Below are 2,996 nucleotides of genomic sequence, written 5' to 3'. Positions count from 1 at the left end.
GGTCTTAAAACTCTAAATCCTTTAGAGGCAGACCCGCAAAATGACAAGACTTATTTAGAAAATCTTGAAGAAAATATGAGTGTTCTAGCAGAAGAATTAAAGTGAGGAAAGAATGAAAATCAATAAAAAATATCTAGCTGGGTCAGCAGCTGCACTTGTTTTAAGTGTCTGCGCTTATGAACTAGGTTTGCATCAAGCCCAAACTGTAAAAGAAAATAATCGTGTTTCTTACATCGATGGCAACCAACCAAGCCAAAAGGCAGAAAATTTGACACCTGATGAAGTCAGTAAAAAAGAAGGTATTAATGCTGAGCAAATCGTCATCAAGATTACGGATCAAGGTTATGTGACTTCTCATGGGGACCATTATCATTACTATAATGGGAAGGTTCCTTATGACGCTATCATCAGTGAAGAACTGCTGATGAAAGATCCGAATTATCAGTTGAAGGATTCAGATATTGTTAATGAAATCAAGGGTGGTTATGTGATTAAGGTAGACGGGAAATACTATGTTTACCTTAAAGATGCGGCTCATGCGGATAATGTTCGAACAAAAGAGGAAATCACTCGTCAGAAGCAAGAACATAGTAGTAATCACGGAGGAAATTCTAACGATAATGCGGTAGTTGTAGCCAGAGCTCAAGGTCGTTATACAACAGATGATGGTTATATCTTTAACGCCTCTGATATCATCGAAGATACGGGCGATGCCTATATCGTTCCTCATGGTAATCACTTCCACTATATTCCTAAGAGTGACTTGTCTGCCAGTGAATTAGCTGCGGCCCGAGCCTTCCTAGCTGGGAAAGGTAATCAACCAAGCTCAGTTGGCTATCGTCCGTCAACGAATTCTTCTAGCAGTAGCGCATCAGAGACATCGAATAGTAGTTCATATGGACAAACAAATCAAAGCAATGTTGAAGCAAATACTAGAAGATGGACTCCAAGTGTTAGCCCACAAGTGGATAATAGCTATCAAGCTAGTCCGAGTGAAGACGTGTCCAGTCTCTTGAAACAGCTTTATGCCTTGCCGCTTAGCCAACGACATGTGGAATCAGATGGGCTTGTCTTTGATCCAGCGCAGATTACAAGAAAAACTGCGAATGGTGTTGCAGTGCCACACGGAGACCATTATCACTTTATTCCTTATTCTCAAATGTCTGACCTAGAGAAGAAGATTGCAAGAATGATTTCTGAAAATTATCAAGGAAATCATACTACTGCAGGTGGTAAAGAATTAAAACCAATTCCTGCTCCAGAGCCTACCCCAATACCAAGTCCACAACCTGTACCAAATCCTAAACCAACTCCAAGCAATCCAATTGATGGAAAATTGGTAAAACAGGTGATTCGAAAGGTGGTTGATGGTTATGTCTTCGAAGAGAATGGAATTTCGCGTTATATTTCTGCCAAGGAACTTTCAGCAGAAACTGTTGCAGCCATTGATGATAAACTTGCCAAACAAGAAAGTTTGTCTCATGAGTTAGGAGCTAAGAAAACCAATCTTGCATCTGCTGATCAAAAATTTTACAACAAAGTTTATGATTTACTAGCAACAGTTCATCAAGATTTGATTTCCAATAAAGGGCGCCAAGCTGATTTTGACGCTTTGGATAGACTATTGGAACGTCTCAACGATGAGTCAAGTGATAAGGTCAAGTTAGTTGATGATATCCTTGCTTTTCTAGCGCCGATTCGTCATCCAGAACGTTTAGGAAAACCAAATGCACAAATAGCTTACACAGATGATGAGATTCAAGTAGCCAAGTTGGCAGGCAAGTATACAACAGAAGATGGCTATATCTTTGACCCCCGTGATATCACCAGTGATGAGGGGGATGCCTATGTAACTCCGCATATGAGCCACAGTCATTGGATTAAGAAAGATAGTTTGTCTGAAGCTGAAAGAGCAGCAGGTCAAGCTTATGCTAAAGAGAAAGGTTTGACGCCTCCTTCAACAAATCATCAAAGTTCAGGAAATACTGAAGCTAAGGGAGCAGAAGCGATTTACAATCGAGTAAAAGCAGCTAAGAAGGTACCACTTGACCGGATGCCTTACAATCTCCAACATACTGTGGAAGTTAAAAATGGAAGTTTGATTATACCTCATTATGACCATTACCATAACATCAAATTTGAGTGGTTTGACGAAGGACTTTATGAGGCACCTAAGGGGTATACTTTAGAAGAGCTATTTGAAACTGTGAAGTATTATGTCGAACATCCAAACGAACGTCCGCATTCAGATAGTGGTTGGGGCAATGCGAGCGACCATGTTCAAAGAAACCACAATAGTCAAGCTGATAACAATCAAACAGAGAAACCAACAGAGGAGAAGCCTCAGACAGAAAAAATTGAGGAGGAAAAACCTCGCGAAGAAAAACCGAAAAATGAGAAAGCACAATCTCCAAAACCAAAAGAACCAGAGGAATCAGAAAAAGAATCACCATCGGAACCAGAGGAACATCAGGTTGAAACTGAAAAGGTTGAAGAAAAACTGAGAGAGGCGGAAGAGTTACTTAAAAAGATTAAGGATCCAATTCTTAAGTCCAATGCCAACGAAACTCTCACAGGATTAAAAAATAACCTGTTATTTGGTTCTCAGGACAACAATACTATTATGGCAGAAGCTGAAAAGCTATTAGTCTTGTTAAAGGAGAGTAAGTAAATATACAACAATTATATAAGATAAAAAGGGAGCAGAATATGGATTCTGTTCTCTTTTTTATGAAATTGTGTAAAAATTCTTGACATATTTTCTAAATAAAGATAAACTATTTACTAGTTAATTAAATGGTTAAACACTAGTTAAGGAGTTATAGTGAAAAAGAGGACGATTTTAGTATTGATGACCAGTGTATTGGCTCTGGTATTAGTCGCTTGTGGTCAAAAGGAAAGCCAGTCAGGTAAAGGGATGAAAATTGTGACCAGTTTTTATCCTATCTATGCCATGGTCAAGGAAGTATCTGGTGACTTGAATGATGTTCGAATGA

The 2,996-nt window shown here is 39.0% G+C and carries 1 protein-coding gene and 2 pseudogenes; all 3 read left to right on the top strand.

Annotated features, from left to right (window positions below; translation table 11 throughout):
* A pseudogene (locus QZ565_RS09075) lies at window positions 1-105 on the top strand (adhesion protein); the annotation flags it as partial.
* A 7-nt stretch (window positions 106-112) separates the two neighbouring features.
* Window positions 113-2,671, top strand: a complete 2,559-nt coding sequence (locus QZ565_RS09070) for a pneumococcal-type histidine triad protein (protein WP_295528499.1) — start codon at window positions 113-115, stop codon at window positions 2,669-2,671.
* A 153-nt stretch (window positions 2,672-2,824) separates the two neighbouring features.
* Window positions 2,825-2,996 (top strand): annotated as a pseudogene (locus QZ565_RS09065) (adhesion protein); the annotation flags it as partial.

It is taken from the genome of uncultured Streptococcus sp. (assembly GCF_915066115.1).
In the GTDB taxonomy this organism is placed as follows: Bacteria; Bacillota; Bacilli; order Lactobacillales; family Streptococcaceae; genus Streptococcus.
The sequence above is the reverse complement of the archived record's forward strand: the minus strand, read 5'-3'. Positions and strand labels throughout refer to the sequence as shown.